The organism is Chryseobacterium sp. FW101-FHT12H09 (assembly GCF_058790395.1).
On sequence record NZ_JBYTCP010000003.1, the window covers coordinates 260,805 to 276,262 of the forward strand.

13 protein-coding genes are annotated in these 15,458 nt (G+C 34.4%); 4 read left to right on the plus strand and 9 right to left on the minus strand.

Features of this window, described 5'->3' with window-relative positions; all coding sequences use genetic code 11:
- Nucleotides 1-2: 2 nt before the first annotated feature.
- Entirely contained in the window at nt 3-575 is a 573-nt protein-coding gene (locus AC3WRL_RS11925; RefSeq protein WP_261512423.1) for a thioredoxin family protein, read from the minus strand.
- A 79-nt stretch (nt 576-654) separates the two neighbouring features.
- Here AC3WRL_RS11925 and AC3WRL_RS11930 point away from each other — a divergent pair, with 79 nt between their 5' ends.
- From AC3WRL_RS11930 to AC3WRL_RS11940, 3 genes are all read left to right on the plus strand, one after another.
- The gene (locus AC3WRL_RS11930) at nt 655-1,539 is read left to right on the plus strand and encodes a lysophospholipid acyltransferase family protein (protein ID WP_214824277.1); all 885 of its coding nucleotides are present in this window, start codon (nt 655-657) and stop codon (nt 1,537-1,539) included.
- A gap of 5 nt (nt 1,540-1,544) precedes the next feature.
- Nucleotides 1,545-2,513, plus strand: a complete 969-nt coding sequence (locus tag AC3WRL_RS11935) for a glycosyltransferase family 2 protein (RefSeq protein WP_492330354.1) — start codon at nt 1,545-1,547, stop codon at nt 2,511-2,513.
- A 68-nt stretch (nt 2,514-2,581) separates the two neighbouring features.
- Nucleotides 2,582-3,136 carry a 3'-5' exonuclease gene (locus AC3WRL_RS11940; RefSeq protein ID WP_261512424.1) on the plus strand — a complete coding sequence of 185 codons (555 nt, stop codon included), beginning with the start codon at nt 2,582-2,584 and terminating at the stop codon, nt 3,134-3,136.
- On the opposite strand, the gene apaG is transcribed toward AC3WRL_RS11940, so the two are convergent.
- The 8 genes from apaG to glgB all read right to left on the minus strand — a co-directional run bounded on the left by apaG (nt 3,133) and on the right by glgB (nt 14,122).
- A complete protein-coding gene (gene apaG / locus AC3WRL_RS11945) occupies nt 3,133-3,519 on the minus strand; it encodes a Co2+/Mg2+ efflux protein ApaG (RefSeq protein ID WP_251040435.1) in 387 nt (128 codons plus the stop codon). The two genes, AC3WRL_RS11940 and apaG, sit on opposite strands and share 4 nt — an antisense overlap.
- 83 nt (nt 3,520-3,602) lie before the next feature.
- Nucleotides 3,603-4,862 (minus strand): 2-oxoglutarate dehydrogenase complex dihydrolipoyllysine-residue succinyltransferase, encoded by a 1,260-nt coding sequence (odhB, locus tag AC3WRL_RS11950; protein ID WP_214824259.1) that lies wholly within the window; start codon nt 4,860-4,862, stop codon nt 3,603-3,605.
- A 36-nt stretch (nt 4,863-4,898) separates the two neighbouring features.
- The gene (locus tag AC3WRL_RS11955; RefSeq protein ID WP_492330355.1) at nt 4,899-7,715 is read right to left on the minus strand and encodes a 2-oxoglutarate dehydrogenase E1 component; all 2,817 of its coding nucleotides are present in this window, start codon (nt 7,713-7,715) and stop codon (nt 4,899-4,901) included.
- 123 nt (nt 7,716-7,838) lie between these two features.
- Nucleotides 7,839-8,879, minus strand: a complete 1,041-nt coding sequence (locus AC3WRL_RS11960; protein ID WP_492330356.1) for an SRPBCC domain-containing protein — start codon at nt 8,877-8,879, stop codon at nt 7,839-7,841.
- Nucleotides 8,880-8,948: 69 nt separating this feature from the next.
- Nucleotides 8,949-10,217, minus strand: coding sequence for a glucose-1-phosphate adenylyltransferase (locus AC3WRL_RS11965; protein ID WP_214824250.1), 1,269 nt, complete (start codon nt 10,215-10,217; stop codon nt 8,949-8,951).
- A gap of 15 nt (nt 10,218-10,232) precedes the next feature.
- Nucleotides 10,233-10,727, minus strand: a complete 495-nt coding sequence (locus tag AC3WRL_RS11970; RefSeq protein WP_492330357.1) for an FEKKY domain-containing protein — start codon at nt 10,725-10,727, stop codon at nt 10,233-10,235.
- A 37-nt stretch (nt 10,728-10,764) separates the two neighbouring features.
- Nucleotides 10,765-12,171 carry a glycogen synthase gene (locus AC3WRL_RS11975; protein WP_261512430.1) on the minus strand — a complete coding sequence of 469 codons (1,407 nt, stop codon included), beginning with the start codon at nt 12,169-12,171 and terminating at the stop codon, nt 10,765-10,767.
- A gap of 1 nt (nt 12,172) precedes the next feature.
- Nucleotides 12,173-14,122, minus strand: coding sequence for a 1,4-alpha-glucan branching protein GlgB (glgB, locus tag AC3WRL_RS11980; protein ID WP_492330358.1), 1,950 nt, complete (start codon nt 14,120-14,122; stop codon nt 12,173-12,175).
- Nucleotides 14,123-14,336: 214 nt separating this feature from the next.
- Between glgB and AC3WRL_RS11985 the strand changes: the two genes are divergently transcribed.
- Entirely contained in the window at nt 14,337-15,458 is a 1,122-nt protein-coding gene (locus AC3WRL_RS11985; RefSeq protein ID WP_492330359.1) for an alpha/beta hydrolase-fold protein, read from the plus strand.

The window sequence follows — 15,458 nt, forward strand, 5'->3', positions numbered from 1 at the left end:
TTTTATGATTTTGGAGTCCACTGATTAAAGAACTCTTTCACTTTTTCTAAGCTATAGCCTTTATCCTGCTCCAGAACATCACTCTGTTGAACATGAATCATTTTACCATTTTTATCTAAAATAATAAACACCGGATAGCCAAACTTATCTCCAGGATTCCCATATTGAGCAAAAACTTTCTCATTTTTATTATCCGGAGAAAAATTAAGGTGATAGTATAAATAGTTCTTATCTACTAATTGTTTCAACTCAGGAGTAGTTTGTACAAACTGATTAAAACGCAAACACCAGATACACCAGTTTCCACCCGCCTGGATCATAATATTTTTATTCTCCTTTTTTGCCTGTGCAACAAGTTTATCTATATCTTTTTGTGCATCAGCTTTTGGGTCATAAGGCTTAGGTAGTTTAGCTTTTTCCTCAGCTGCTTTTTTCTTAGCATCCAGTTCTGCGTGATCAGTCTTTACCAACAACGCCTTATCTCTTGAATTTTTGGCATCAGGAGTTATTTTTGTTTCCTGAGAAAAAACAAAAGTACTTACAATCAGGAAAGCTGTTATTGACAATTTTTTCATAACATAAAAGTAAAAAAATAATACTTATTACAAGCAAAAATAGAACCATATTTTTATTATTACTAAATTTGCATGTTTTATGAATTTCCTCATCAAGATATTATACCTGATCTCTAAGCTCCCGCTAAAAATATTATATATTTTTTCGGATATTATTTTCTTTTTGAACTATTATATCGTCGGATATAGAAAGAAGGTGATCACTCAAAACTTAACGAACTCATTCCCTAAGAAATCAAAAAAAGAGATCGCAGATATCAGAAAAAAGTTTTATCTCAATTTTTCTGATTACCTGGTAGAAACTGTAAAATCTTTTAGTATTTCGGAAACAGAATCTAGGGTAAGAATGCAGCATATCAATCAGGATGTATTTCATGAAATTAAGAATGAAGGAAAGAATATTATTTTATTAGCCGGGCATGTCTTTAACTGGGAGTGGATAAATGCATTAGCAAAAATTGTCCCCCAAGATCATTGCCATCCTGTATACCGGAAAGTAAACAGTGAATTTTGGGAAAAACAAATGAAAAAGGTTCGAAACAAATTTGGCAATGAAGCGTTGGAAGCCAATGAAGTTATTCTCAATATTTTCAGAAATAAAAATGATGGAAGCTCAATTTATATGTTTGTTGCTGATCAGACTCCACATGTTTCACATGTAAATTATGGGTTAGAATTTCTTGATCAGAAAACACCGGTTTTTGTTGGTTATGATAAACTAGCCACAAGAATGGATCTGGCCTTCATCTATTGTGAGGTGAAAAAAGTAAAACGTGGATTTTATCAGGTTAATTATCATAGAATTTACCCGGATGGAGAAAAATTCACTGAACATGAAGTAGTAAAAAAGTTCCATAAATTATTAGAAAACACCCTACATAAGCGTCCTGATAATTATCTTTGGTCACATAGAAAATGGAAGTATAAAGATTCTATTAAAAACTTTGATTCAGAAAAAATATAGGTTAGATGTCAAAAAAATTAGCAGTTGTTATATTAAACTGGAATGGTAAAAACTGGCTTGAAAAATTTCTACCAAGCGTTGTTCGTTTTTCTTCCAATGCAGACATCTATGTAATCGATAACCTTTCTACAGATGATTCAATAGTGTATTTGCAGAGTCGATTCCCAATAGTAAAAATCATTAAAAATGATAAAAACTATGGTTTTGCAGGTGGATACAATGTAGGTTTAAAGAATATTCAAGCTGAATATTACTGCCTACTCAATTCGGATGTTGAAGTAACGGAAAACTGGATAGATCCAGTCTTGAATATATTTGAAAAAGACTTAGAAATTTCGACTATCCAACCTAAAGTTCTATCCTACACTAACAAAAAATATTTTGAATTCGCCGGTGCAGGAGGTGGGTTAATTGATAATCTTGGATATCCTTACTGCAGGGGAAGGATCTTTGATGATGTAGAGGAAGACAAAGGCCAGTACAACGATGAAACAGAAATTTTCTGGGCTTCTGGATGTTGCTTTTTTATCCGTTCAAAAGATTTCTGGGAACAAAAAGGTTTCGATGACAGGTTCTTTGCTCATCAGGAAGAGATCGATCTATGCTGGAGGTTAATTAATACCGGAAAGAAAATATATTATACAGGTCAATCTACAGTTTATCACGTAGGAGGAGGTACTCTGAATAAACAAAGCGCTCAGAAAACTTATTTAAATATAAGAAATAACCTTTCGATGATGCTCAAGAATCTACCTTTCCCTCAGCTTATCTGGCTTATCTTCTTTCGACTTTGTTTAGATGGTATTGCAGGTATTTATTTTGGTTTTAAAAATGGATTCCCTCATCTCTGGGCAGTTGTAAGAGCTCATTTTGGTTTCTATGCACAACTTCCACAAACATGGAAATTACGTCAAAACCGACAAATAAGCACATTTTATCAAAGTAAATGGCTTATTTTCAAACATTTTCTTTAATTAGGAATAATTCATATTAAATTTAAATTCATAACTTATAGCTCTTAACTCACAACTTATATTTCAAAATGGATTTTTGTGCAATTGATTTCGAAACTGCAACTAATGATAGAAGCTCGGCTTGTGAACTTGGAGTCTGTATCGTACAAAATTCTCAAATTGTGGAAACTAAAACCTGGCTCATAAAGCCACCTAGCTTTCCTTATTTTAGTAAATTTAATGTAGCAGTTCATGGTATCGTCCCTGAAGATGTAAAGGACTCACCCACTTTTGATGAGATCTGGTATGAGGTTGAAGAAATGATGTACGGCACATTGATGATTGCTCACAATGCAAGCTTTGATGCAGGAGTATTAAGAGGGTGTCTTAACCATTACGGAATGTTTACACCAAAGCTCAATTATTTATGCAGTATTCAACTGGCAAAAAAATCATGGAATTACCTTCCTAAATATGGATTAAAACACCTGTCTGAATACCATCAGATCAGTTTCAATCACCACAGAGCCGGAGACGATGCAGAAGCCTGTGCTAAAATCTCTTTACTGGCTTTTGAAAAGCTATTTCTTAGCAGCAATGAAGAAATTCATGATTACTTGAGAACTAAGATTAAACAGCTCTAATTACTCAAGACCTCTGACAATAGATTAAATTTTGGAATATCTATTTCAAAGCTTTCCTGGGTATCCATGTTTTTAACGAGGTATTTTCCGCTCATATTTCCGACTCCTGAACGTAACATCACATTAGAGAAATAACCGAAATTTTCACCTGTAGAGATCTCAGGAGTTAATCCTATGACCCCATCTCCTATAATTTCTGTATATCCAAAGCCTACGTCGAAGATCAACCACTTTCTTTTCAGAACTTTTATAGGAAAACCACCATCATTTTCTATTGTAATATTATACTTAAAAACATAACGGTTTTCAGAGGGGTAACTGTTTTTACTATCATATTCAGGAACAACTGAAACTTTGATATTGGAAGTTATTTTTGAGAACATCACTTTATATTTGATTAAATAAATACAAAAATCTCGCCTTTTTTAAGGCGAGATTGTAACTTATATTATAATTTTCTTAAAATTTATAATTCTAATGCTTTTCTTTCGTTACCACCCATTAATATTTCAACAGGATTATCGATACCTTCTTTTACTGCTACAAGGAATCCTACAGATTCTTTTCCATCAATAATTCTGTGGTCATAAGACATAGCAACGTACATCATTGGACGGATTACTACTTGTCCATCTACAGCAACTGGTCTTTGGATGATGTTGTGCATTCCTAAGATCGCAGATTGAGGAGGGTTAATAATTGGTGTAGACATCATAGATCCGAAAGTACCACCGTTTGTAATAGTAAATGTACCACCAGTCATTTCATCAACACTGATTTTACCATCTCTTACTTTAGTAGCCAGATCTTTGATATTAGCTTCAATACTTCTGAAAGTCATATCTTCAGCATTTCTCAATACAGGAACCATTAATCCTTTAGGACCAGATACTGCAATTGAAATATCACAGAAGTCATAGTTTATTTTGAAATCTCCATCGATAGATGCATTTACATCAGGATACATTTGCAATGCTCTTGTTACCGCTTTTGTAAAGAAAGACATAAAACCAAGTCCGATTCCATGTTTTTGAGCGAATTCATCTTTATATTGTTTTCTGATTCTGAAGATTTCAGACATGTCAACCTCATTAAAGGTAGTTAACATCGCTGTTTCATTCTTCACAGAAACTAATCTTGAAGCAATTTTTCTTCTTAAAACTGAAAGTTTAGTTGTCGTTGTAGATCTTGATCCATTTGTAGAAGATACACTTCCCATTGCAGGAACAGCAGCTAATTCAGCATCAGTTTTAGTCACTCTTCCGTCTCTTCCAGATCCCGAAACCTGACCTGCATCTATTCCTTTTTCATCAAGGATTTTCTTAGCAGCCGGAGATGGAGTTCCTGTCGCATACGTTTGAGCAGCAGCTACAGGTTGTGCAGCTGGTTTTGGAGCTTCTTGCTGAACTGGCGCAGCTTTAGGAGCTTCCTCTTTTTTCGGAGCTTCTGCAGCAGGAGCAGGAGCAGCTGTACCTTCCGGCTTAGCAGCATCTACATCAATTAAACAAACTACCTGACCTACTTGTACAACTTCACCTTCTTCTGCTTTTAAAGTAATAATACCACTTTGCTCAGCAGGAAGTTCTAGAGTTGCTTTATCTGAGTCTACCTCAGCGATTGGTTGATCTTTTTCTACATAATCACCATCTTTCACAAGCCAAGTCGCGATTTCAACTTCTGTTATTGATTCGCCCGGTGAAGGAACTTTCATTTCTAAAACTGACATATCGTATTTTTTATTTTTTAATTGATTATTATTTAATTAAGCTGTAACAGGTCTTTTTGTTGGTGCATCATTGGTATTAAAAACTCTGTTGATCACTGCATTTTGATTTTTCTCAAACATCTTGTGACTTCCTGGAGCCGGAGCACCACTTGGAACAGGAGCAATTACCTGAATTCCTGTATCTCTGAAGTTTCTTAAGATGTAAGACCAAGCCCCCATATTTTCAGGTTCTTCCTGAGCCCAGACTAATTCTTTTCTATTTTCGTACTTACTGAAAATTTGTTCAATAGCATCAGTTTGTAATGGATATATTTGCTCAAATCTCACTAAAGCGATGTTTTCAGCATTAAGTTCTTCTTTCTTAGCTAGCAATTCGAAATAGAATTTACCAGAACAAAGAACTACTTTTTCTACTTTTTTAGGATCTGCAGTAGGATCATCCAAGATAGGTTGGAAAGCTCCGTTTGCAAAATCTTCTAGTGGAGAAACTACTTTAGGATGTCTCAATAATGACTTAGGACTCATTACAATTAATGGCTTTCTGTAAGTCCATTTTAATTGTCTTCTTAGTAAGTGGAAATAGTTAGCTGGCGAAGTGATATTAGCCACCACCATGTTTTCATTTGCACAAAGTGTTAAGAATCTCTCCAATCTTGCTGAAGAGTGTTCTGCACCCTGTCCTTCAGAACCGTGAGGCAATAACATTACCAAACCATTTTGAACTTTCCATTTCTCTTCTGCTGCTGCCAAATATTGGTCAACAATAATCTGAGCTCCGTTTACGAAATCTCCAAACTGTGCTTCCCAAACCGTTAGCGTATTTGGAGAAACCATTGCATATCCGTAGTCAAAACCTAAAACTCCGTATTCTGATAAGTGAGAGTTGTAAATATCAAATCTGTTTTCAGAAACCTGCTTTAATGGTACATATTCTTCTTCAGTGTCTTCAGTTTTTACTACTGCATGTCTATGAGAGAAAGTTCCTCTTTCTACATCTTCTCCTGAGATTCTGATATTATGACCTTCAGTAAGTAGTGTTGCATATGCTAACCACTCTCCTAAAGCCCAGTCTAAAGAGTTTCCTTCAATCGCTTTAACACGGTTTTCGAAAAGTCTTGTAATTTTACTTATAAATTTCTTATCAGCTGGAAGCGTAGACATTTTAATAGCCAATTCTTTCAGCTTCGCTAAATCATATTTTGTATCAACAGGAGACTGCATAGCTCCTCTTTTTGCAATTGGATAGTTCGTCCAGTCATCAGACATAAAGATATCCATTGCGTTTTTCTCGATCTCCTTAGAAGCATCAAAGTCCTTATCTAAAAGTTCTTTGAAATCAGTTTCCATTTTCTTAAGGATATCATTAGAAACGATACTGTCCTGGATTAATTTATCTTTATAGATTTCTCTTGGATTAGGGTGCTTAGAAATCAATTTATACAAATTAGGCTGCGTAAATCTTGGCTCATCTCCTTCGTTATGACCATATTTTCTGTACCCTAATAAATCGATATAAACGTCTTTTCCAAACTTTGCTCTGAAATCAGCAGCAAAATGAATAGCATGTACTACTGCTTCAGCATCGTCAGCATTCACGTGCATTACCGGAGATTCAGTAACTTTTGCAATATCTGTACAATAAGTAGATGATCTTGCATCAGCATAGTTTGTTGTAAATGAAACCTGGTTATTCACAACGATATGTACAGTACCACCTGTTTTATATCCTTCCAGAGTCATCATCTGTGCTACTTCATAGACAATTCCTTGTCCTGCAACAGCTCCATCTCCATGGATAACAATTGGTAAAATTTTAGAATAATCTCCCTCATATCTATCATCTACTTTAGCACGGCAGATCCCTTCTACTAAGGCGGCCACTGTTTCTAAGTGTGATGGATTAGGAGTTAAATTAATAGAAACCTCTTCTCCTGAAGCTGTTTTGATTTTTTTAGAAGATCCTAAGTGATATTTAACATCACCAGAGAATACATCTTCTTCAAATTCTTTTCCTTCGAATTCAGAGAAAATCTGTTTGTAAGATTTTCCAAAAATATTGGATAATACATTTAATCTTCCTCTGTGAGCCATTCCTAAAACAACCTCATCAACTCCTAACTGAGAAGATCTTGAGATCAATTGGTCCAAAGCCGGAATCAATGTTTCACCTCCTTCCAGAGAGAATCTCTTCTGACCAACAAATTTTGTATGAAGATAGTTTTCAAAAGCTACAGCCTGATTCAACTTCAATAAAATCTCAGTTTTTTCATTAGCTGAAAGACTTGGATGGTTTTCGTTTACCTGTAACCATTTTTTGATGAAATCTTTCTCTTCAACGTTGTTGATGTAAGTATATTCAACACCTATAGAATCACAATAAATTCTTTCCAGATGCTTGATAATATCCTGTAGTGTTGCAGGTTCTTTCATCCCTGTTTCAACAGCACAGTTAAATTTCGTATTTAAATCCTCCTTGCTCAGACCGAAATTTTCAATGTCTAAAGTAGGTGTGTAATGTCTTCTTTCTCTTACCGGGTTTGTTTTTGTAAACAAATGACCTCTTGTTCTGTAAGCTTCAATAAGGTTTACTACCTTAAATTCTTTCTTGATGTGCTCAGGAACTTCTCCGTTTGATACCGCCTGAGATATTTGCTGTGCTGCCGGGGCAGCATTCGCTGGAGCTTGAATATATTGGATGTTTTCTTCATCACCGTAGTTCTCCAAGGCAAAATCGAAGCCTTGAAAGAAGGCTTTCCATGATGGCTCTAAAGAATCCGGAAATTTTAAGTACTGTTGGTATAAATCCTCAATTAACTGAGAATGAGCTGCGTTTAGGAATGAAAATCTGTCCATTATTACAGTTTATCTATTATTTAAATTTGTTTGTATAATTAATCCTCAAATTTAATAAAAAAAACCGACTTAGGACAGTCTCAGATTCTTAAAAAAACCATAAAAGACATAATTTTCAATAATTTACTTGTAGACGGATAGGGAAAGCTTCACGTTTACATCCTGATCCTCTATTGGGCGTTCGATAAAAACCTGACGAATATCACCAAAACGCATTTCATCTTTCTTTGCTTTTTGGATTAATTGCTGAATAGCTTTTACTCTTCCTGCATAAGATCCTTTGTAGTAAATGATATAATTTTGAGTAGGACTTACAGATCTGAAACTAAAGTTATTATCTGTAATTCCCATTTTTTTGGATAAGGGAATTCCCAGGAAATAAGAAACTTCCTTATCCTTGTAATTATCTGCATCGGTAAGTAAAATCGGAAATCCAAATTCATCTTCTTTTTTACCCAAATCCATACTTACATAATTATAAACTTTATTATAATTCATAACTATGTTTTTATACAATGCATCTTTTTTATTGGAAGTACTTACATTAATTCCCAATAATAGTTTCTCTTCTTCATTTTCAACCATCAGACTGTCATATTTAATTGCAGCCATTTGATTATCTTTTTCAACTTTATTTCCTAAAACATTTTTCAGACTGGCCATACTTTTATCAATATTCTCAGCAAACCGATCTTCAGTCCAGAAGTTTTCAACTCTTCTTAAAACTGATAATTTAGGCGTATGAACGTACCAGGTAATTTTCGTTTTTTCAGCTGAAACAGGTTTGAATTTCACATCTACAAGAGTTGGATTTTCATTTTTATCTTCGAAAAGCTGATATCTTAAAGTTTGATTAGGATTTTCATATCTGATAAACATCTCCCCATCTCTATCATTTTTAGGATCGACATAGCTGATAGCACTTCCCATTCCTTCATATGGAGTATAATAATCAATGTCAATAGATTGAGAGTTTGTGAAAAAATTATTCCACCTGGTGAAATTCTGTAAATTATTGAATTGATGAAACACCTTATCCACGGGATAATCTATTTCCTTTTCTATCTTAAAGTTTTTACTGTCCTCCACAAAATAGTACATAGAAAGCGCATAAGCACCTACCAGCAAAACAACAATTACACTAATTATTTTAAAAAAACGCATCGCACAAAAGTAAGACAAATAAAAAAAGTGACCAATATATTGATCACTCTAGTTGTATGTTTATAAAAATTATCCAATATGTGTCCCAGGAAGCAAAACAGCCCCCTTCTTCACTACTACAATTCCATCTTGTACGGAATGGGTTTCATAATCCCCATCGTGAAGATGTTTCCCACCTATTATCCTTACATTATCTCCGATATAGCAGTTTTTATCTAAAATTGCTTTCTCTATATAGCAGTATTTTCCAATTCCCATATTAGGACGGCCTTCCCGGTCATTGATTACAATTTCTGTGGTATTTTGATAGAAATCAGAACCCATTACATAAGAATTTACAATCGTGCTTCCTTTATCTATCCTTGTTCTGTTTCCAATTACTGAGTTTTCAATTTTATCAGCCATGATAATACATCCATCCCCGAAAACAGCCTTACTTACATAAGAACCATTAATTTTAGATGGTGGAAGCATTCTCGCCCTCGTGTAAATAGGTGATGAAGAAAATAAATTAAATTGTGGGAAATCCTGACATAGATCCAAGTTCGCTTCATAAAATGACTCAATTGTTCCTATATCTGTCCAATAGCCTTCATATTGATAGCTCAGAGTTGTATATTTTCCGATTGAATTTGGAATGATATCTTTTCCAAAATCATCTCCTGCTCCATCTTCAAACATCTTTTTAAGAATACTCTTTGTAAATATATAGATTCCCATTGATGCCAGATACTCCTTTCCTTCATGTTTATTCTTTTCTGAAACTTCAGATTTCCAATCCCCTAAAATATCAAATCCCGGTTTTTCAGTAAAAGAAGTAATATTCCCTTCTTCATCTGATTTTAAAATACCAAAACCTGTTGCATCTTTAGCATTTACTGGAATTGTAGCAATAGTAACATCACCTCCTTTTTCGATATGATAATCCAACATTTGCCTGAAATCCATCTGATAAAGCTGATCCCCTGAAAGAATTAAAATATAATCATAATCATATTTTTCAAGATGCTTCATAGACTGACGCACAGCATCTGCTGTTCCCTGATACCAACTTTCATTTTCAACATTCTGTTCTGCAGCCAGAATATCTACAAAGCCTTTGCTGAAGATATCAAAATGGAAAGAATTCTTAATATGAGAATTTAAAGAAGCGGAATTAAACTGTGTTAAAACCAAAATCTTATTCAATCCCGAATTCAAGCAATTGGAAATGGGAATATCCACTAATCTGTATTTTCCGGCAATTGGGACAGCTGGTTTTGACCTTGAATAGGTTAATGGAAAAAGTCTCGTCCCTCTACCTCCTCCCAAAACAATGGAAATAACATTGCGATTCATAAAATATCTTGCGTTTTAATTTATTAGGTTTACTGTTCTTTTCTTAATATCTACTTTCACTCTAAAACACTCTTTATTCTCATATTTTAGATTATTATTAACAACAACAACTTCATACAAACCCTGATCATTCAATTCTTTTACCTCTTTATCTACATTATCAATTTCTATATTATAATCTCTAAGCTTACTTCTAAATAATTTATTGGTAATTAAGATACCCATCACATCTACTTTATTGATCATAAAATCCTCAACATTTTTATCATACCTTACCTTCCAGTCTTTACCATATCTATTTTCCAGTTCGGCAAATGTTTTTTTATTTTCAGTATTAACACTATCCATCAGCTTTTGGTCAACCTCACAACCTGCTACATCAACATATTTAATTTTCCATTTTTCAGCTATTCCATTTCTTCCCTCGATATTTAACATATTGGGAAGGCCATAGCCTAAAATAGTAAAATATTTATTATTTGTTTCTTCCTTTTTACAAGATAAAATCATACATAGTATTAAAAGAAAAAAGCTTGCTCTAAACATTTTATTTATTATATAATGCTACATATTTCTCCGCTGACTTCTCCCATGCAAAATCGAATTGCATATTCGCAGTAATAAGATTCTTCATGGCACCTTTCTGATTATATATATTTACTCCCCTGTTCATCGCATGGATTACATCATCCACTCCCGGATAAACAAAATTCAATCCGGCACCACCCGTAGAAATATCTTGTACTGTATCTTTTAGTCCTCCTGTATATCTTACAATCGGAACCGTTCCATATCTCATAGAATACATTTGATTCAACCCACAAGGTTCCACCCTTGATGGCATTAGTAAAAAGTCCGCCGAGGCATATATCTTATGAGAAAGGTATTCTTTATAACCAAGATCAAGAGCAAAATTACTGTACAAGTGCTCATATTCTTGCAGTTTTCCTTCGATATACTTATTACCAGAGCCTAGGATCATAATATTTAAAGCGCCATAGCTCTGTCTTATACTTCTCGAAACAACATCTGGCAACAGATCAGCTCCCTTTTCAGTTGCAAACCTTCCTATAAAGGCAAACAACGGAAGCTCTGGTTTCAGTCCATATTCTTTACAAAGTTTTGCCTTACTTTTCTTTTTCTGCTCAACAGCATTTTTAACACTAAAATTATAATCCAACATGGGATCTGTTTCAGGATCCCAAACCTCTGTATCAATACCATTGATAATCCCATAAGCTTTTCGGAATTCTTCACGAACCAAACTTTCAAGTCCCCGGAAACTTATAAACAGTTCTTCCAGATAACCTTCTGAAACAGTAGTAAAAGCGCTTGAACATTTAATCATACTCGCAAGAGGATTAATCAGCCCGTTCCAGTCTAAAAGCCCCCATTTATAACTATCAAAAGATGGCATATAATGTGCCATACTCCAACTCATCATTCCCTGATATTCTCCATTATGAATCGTTCCAATGGTTTTCACTCCTTTTAAAAACTTAAATTCAGCACAGTATTCAATCATAAAAGGAACTAGTCCCGTATGATAATCATGACAATGTAAAACGTCAGGACGAATTTCCATTGCACTCAGCCAATGTAAAACACCATGTTGAAAAGCCAGAAACTGAAAACTCTCATCCTGATATCCATATGGATTATCACGATCTAAAAGTCCTGGAATTTTAACCATATAAAGTTCAAAACCTAAAACATCAGTTTTCTCCTTCATTACCTGAACCTGAAGCATATTCGGGCCTTGATGAATGAAACCATCAAAAACTATGTCAAACTCATGATCATACACAAAAGATTTGTTATACCAAGGCATGACAACTTTGGCATCAACCCCTTTTATTTTATTCTGATATTTTGGTAAAGCCCCGACAACATCTGCCAGACCTCCTACTTTTGCTATCGGATAACATTCCGTGCTAAGATGATAAACTATCATTTTACTTTTTATGTAATTTAATTCTATGTAATTTATACTTTTTATCTTTTCTCTGTTTTAAAATTAACCCTGCTAATGGGGGTAATTTTAAAGTTATTGATTTTGGCCTGCTCATCCATTCTTCATATTCTTCTTTCAGAACTTCAGGATTAATCCCTCCACCATGATACCTTGCATCATCAGAATTAAAAATAACTTCCCAGTGCGTTCCTTCATTTACTCCAATCTTATAATCTAAAATACGTGGTGTAAGATTGAGAACGACCATGAAAATATCATCTCTCCTTTTTCCTTTTCTTAAATATATATAGACAGAGTTATCCTGATCATTTGCTTCTACCCATTCAAACCCTTTAGAATTAAATTGATTTTCATAAAAGGCAGATTCATATCTGTAAACATGATTAAGATCCTTTATCAGGGTTTGCAATCCTTTGTGTACAGGGTATTGTAGTAAATGCCAATCCAAACTCTGTTTAAAATTCCATTCACTGGTTTGTCCAAATTCATCACCCATAAAAAGCAATTTTGCTCCCGGATGTGTATACATATACACAAACAATGTACGAAGATTAGCAAACTTCTGCCATTCATCACCCGGCATTTTATAAATAAGACTCGCCTTTCCGTGTACAACTTCATCGTGAGATAAAGGCATCATATAATTTTCATTATACATATACATAGAAGCAAAGGTCAGTTTATGATGATTGCTTTTTCTGTTTATAGGATCTAGTTTGAAATAATCCAATGTATCATGCATCCAGCCCATCATCCATTTCATTCCAAAACCAACTCCCCCATCATGTACAGGTTTTGTAAGTAAAGGAAAGTCTGAGCTTTCTTCAGCAATGGTTATAATAGTATCTCCGAATTCTTTATACACAGCAGTATTAAATTCCTGAAGAAATAATTTTGCTTCAAGATTTACATTTCCACCATATTTATTGGGTTCCCATTCCCCTTCATTTCGGGAATAATCCAAATGAAGCATCGAAGTCACTGCATCCACCCGCAATCCATCAGCATGATATCTTTCCAGCCAAAACATGGCATTTGAAATTAAAAATGACTTAACTTCATTCCTTCCATAATTAAAAATATAAGATTTCCAGTCAGGATGAAACCCTTTCCTTGGATCTTCATGTTCATATAAAAAAGAACCGTCAAAACGATGCAAACCGTTAGCATCTCCGGGAAAATGAGAGGGTACCCAGTCTAAAATAACACCTATCTCATTCTGATGAAGCTCATCAATCAGATACATTAAATCCTGAGGAGAGCCAAACCGGGATGTTGCCGCATAAAAACCCGTAATCTGATAACCCCAACTCGGATCGTAAGGAAATTCCATTATGGGCATAAATTCAACATGAGTAAAACCCATTTCTTTGAGATAAGGTACTAGCTTTTTAGCTATGTCCCGATAATTTAAAAACTTTTCCGGATTATCTTCTTCTCTTACCCAAGAACCTAGATGCATCTCATATACTGAGATTGGAGCGTCTAAACTGTTCACTTTCCACCGGCTGTTCATCCAATCCTTATCCTGCCATTCATACCATGTCGTAGATATTAATGATGCAGCCTGCAAATTTTGCTCCCAGCTTAATGCATAAGGATCACTTTTCTCCAGAATCTCCCCATAGGTTGTCTCTATAGCGTACTTATATAAAGTTCCCCAGGTGAGCCCTTCGATAAATCCTTCCCAAATGCCCGATCCATCCCAGCGAGGATATAAAATATGTTCCTTATGGTTCCACTTGTTAAAATTTCCAATCACAGAAACTTTTTTTGAATTCGGTGCCCAAACCGAAAAATAAACTCCCTGTACTCCGTCCTTTTCTACGGAATGCGCTCCAAATTTATCATAGAGCTTATAGTGTTTACCTTCTTTAAAAAGATAAACATCATGATCCGTAAAAAGTGTATATGTTTTAACAGAGTTCATTAGTGTTTAATTTACATTCTTTGAAACTACGAAAAATACAGCTAGAAACAATTAACTATAATTCAAATAATTGTTATATAAGTTATTTCATCCGCGTGTCTATCAAATATATAAAATTTACTGATTTATATATTTGTTTTTATCTAAAATTTCAGACTAGATATATCTAAAGTTTTTTTATAAATTTAGCCGTATTATTTTTTAAAGACACATGATGAAGTTTAAACTTTACACTGATGAGAGTGATGAAAGAACTGTATATGTAACAGGGAATTTTAATAATTGGAATCCAAAAGACAGTCGATACAAACTTGAACTTACGGATCCCAACAACTATTATATTGATATTGCTGATGAGATACTGCCTTCTGATATAGAATATAAGTTTACAAAAGGAGGCTGGGAGAATGTGGAACTTGATAAATACGGAAATATTACTCCAAATCGTAAAGTCAAAAAAGCATCAGGTGAAGTTTCAGATACTGTAGAAAAGTGGAGACTCAACTGGGGTCCTTTTAAAGATGAGTTCTTCCCTATTGTAGAAATCATTTCGGAAGAATTTTATATCCCACAACTTGACAGACACCGTAAAGTGTGGGCACTACTACCTTACGATTATTATATTTCGAATAAAAGCTATCCCGTATTATATCTTCAGGATGCCCAAAATCTCTTCAATGAAGGAAGTGAGTATGGAAACTGGGAAATCGACAAAAAACTCTCTATTCTTGCTGAATATGGCCGTGGAGATGTGATAATCATCGCAATTGAACATGGAAGTGAAGAAAGAATAAAAGAATATATATTTGATAATGATCATGTTGCCCACGGGTCTGAGGGCAAAAAATACATCCGATTTATCACAGATACTTTAAAACCATTTGTTGATGAACAGTACCGGACTAAAAAAGACAGGGAAAATACAGGAATCGGTGGTAGTTCTTTAGGCGCCTTGATCAGTATCTACAGTGGATTTCTTTATCCAGAAGTATATTCTAAGCTCTTAATTTTCTCACCATCGCTTTGGGTAGAACCAAATAATAATTTCCCAATGATGAATTTCAGAGTGCCTTTTAAAACAAAAATTTATTTATATGGTGGTGGACAGGAAGGAGCCAAAATGGTAAAACGAATCCATGTCTTTGAAGAATATTTAAGAAAATGGGAGAAAAAAAATTTCTTTGATTTTGAATTCAAAACCAATATCAACCCTGAAGGTACACATAGTGAATTCTATTGGTCTCAGGAATTTCCAAGGGCTATTGAATGGCTATTTTATGATAACATAGAAAACCCTGTAGAAGTAACCCCACAACAAAAAAGCATTAAACAGTAA

Bases quoted from the DNA above. Each gene is read 5' to 3' on its own strand.
- apaG (WP_251040435.1), bottom strand. From the start codon at position 3,519: ATGTTCTCAAAAATAACTTCCAATATCAAAGTTTCAGTTGTTCCTGAA.
- AC3WRL_RS11930 (WP_214824277.1), top strand. From the start codon at position 655: ATGAATTTCCTCATCAAGATATTATACCTGATCTCTAAGCTCCCGCTA.
- AC3WRL_RS11975 (WP_261512430.1), bottom strand. From the start codon at position 12,171: ATGATAGTTTATCATCTTAGCACGGAATGTTATCCGATAGCAAAAGTA.
- AC3WRL_RS11960 (WP_492330356.1), bottom strand. From the start codon at position 8,879: ATGCGTTTTTTTAAAATAATTAGTGTAATTGTTGTTTTGCTGGTAGGT.
- AC3WRL_RS11970 (WP_492330357.1), bottom strand. From the start codon at position 10,727: ATGATTTTATCTTGTAAAAAGGAAGAAACAAATAATAAATATTTTACT.
- glgB (WP_492330358.1), bottom strand. From the start codon at position 14,122: ATGAACTCTGTTAAAACATATACACTTTTTACGGATCATGATGTTTAT.
- AC3WRL_RS11925 (WP_261512423.1), bottom strand. From the start codon at position 575: ATGAAAAAATTGTCAATAACAGCTTTCCTGATTGTAAGTACTTTTGTT.
- AC3WRL_RS11935 (WP_492330354.1), top strand. From the start codon at position 1,545: ATGTCAAAAAAATTAGCAGTTGTTATATTAAACTGGAATGGTAAAAAC.
- odhB (WP_214824259.1), bottom strand. From the start codon at position 4,862: ATGTCAGTTTTAGAAATGAAAGTTCCTTCACCGGGCGAATCAATAACA.
- AC3WRL_RS11985 (WP_492330359.1), top strand. From the start codon at position 14,337: ATGAAGTTTAAACTTTACACTGATGAGAGTGATGAAAGAACTGTATAT.
- AC3WRL_RS11965 (WP_214824250.1), bottom strand. From the start codon at position 10,217: ATGAATCGCAATGTTATTTCCATTGTTTTGGGAGGAGGTAGAGGGACG.
- AC3WRL_RS11940 (WP_261512424.1), top strand. From the start codon at position 2,582: ATGGATTTTTGTGCAATTGATTTCGAAACTGCAACTAATGATAGAAGC.
- AC3WRL_RS11955 (WP_492330355.1), bottom strand. From the start codon at position 7,715: ATGGACAGATTTTCATTCCTAAACGCAGCTCATTCTCAGTTAATTGAG.